General features: G+C 40.5%; 1 protein-coding gene. It reads left to right on the top strand.

Going from position 1 to position 1,069, the window contains the following annotated elements; genetic code table 11:
• Window positions 1-215 precede the first annotated feature (215 nt).
• On the top strand, window positions 216-830 hold the full coding sequence (locus ACUVJL_RS01995) for a hypothetical protein (RefSeq protein ID WP_445244314.1): 615 nt from the start codon (window positions 216-218) through the stop codon (window positions 828-830).
• Window positions 831-1,069: the final 239 nt, after the last annotated feature.

The raw sequence follows: 1,069 nt of genomic DNA, 5'->3' as shown, positions 1-1,069 counted from the left end.
TTCAACGTCACCGATTATCACACGCAATCGATCGATGTTTTTCGATCGCACTTTCCCTTAATATTGAAAATTGTGTAAAATACTACAGTAACAGGACTTACGCGCGGGCGATGGAATCAACCGGGTTTTTCAATTCAGGGCGATCGCGATCCACGAGAGATTTTTGTAAAAAAAAATCGGTTGATGCGTCTAGGACTAATAGAGTAAATTAACCTATGGCATACAGTGACTTCACAACGATAGCTAAAGTTAGAGAATCCTTTGATTTAACCGTAGAAGAACCCTTAAACTTGTTTGCAGATATCCCAGAGATACTACCAAGTTCCTATTTGCAAACGACCTTAAATGAAAATGTTTCTTTAGCCACTGCAATTAATACCGAAAAGGCTCGCGCCGAATTGATTATCGCTCCAATTTTATTAGAAGTCAGGCGAAAATTTAATTTTCAAGTAGGTTTTTTCTCCGGCTCCGAATTCAATGTTGATGTAGCAGCCGGTTTAAACGGGTATTGCGATTATATTCTCACTGCCTCGAAAGATTCCTATGAAATTCGCGCCCCCGTCATTACTTTTACAGAGGCTAAAAACGAAAGTATTAAATCTGGCTTAGGTCAGTGCATTGCGGAAATGGTGGCGGCTAAATTATTTAATCAGCGCAACGGAGAGCCAATTGAAAATATCTATGGTGCTGTTACTACTGGTACTGATTGGAAATTTCTCCAGTTGATAGACAGCACGATATCGATCGATAAGCGAGATTATTTTATTAATGAGGTGAGTCAAATTTTAGGGATTTTAACAATGCCATTTAAACAATTTTATTCTCTGTAATTTATAATTTGGGGGCAACTTCAATTGACCGCAGGGCGGTGCAATTTTCCCCGGTAGAGGAGTGTTGGGTTCGCCCAAATTGGGTGAATCGGGCATAATGCGATCTCGATCGTGAGCCCCAGCCGAAAAGACTGCTGCAAGATGCAGTCAAATTCAGCGGTGAGAGAGATAGTGCGATCGGCTATAATCAAAAGTTAGAAAAAAAGAACACCGAGAACACGAAAATATGGTTGCCATCC

It is taken from the genome of Microcoleus sp. OTE_8_concoct_300, from assembly GCF_031383065.1.
In the GTDB taxonomy this organism is placed as follows: Bacteria; Cyanobacteriota; Cyanobacteriia; order Cyanobacteriales; family Microcoleaceae; genus Microcoleus.
The sequence above is the reverse complement of the archived record's forward strand: the minus strand, read 5'-3'. Positions and strand labels throughout refer to the sequence as shown.

Coding starts and splice junctions, on each gene's coding strand:
- ACUVJL_RS01995 (WP_445244314.1), top strand. CDS start 216: ATGGCATACAGTGACTTCACAACGATAGCTAAAGTTAGAGAATCCTTT.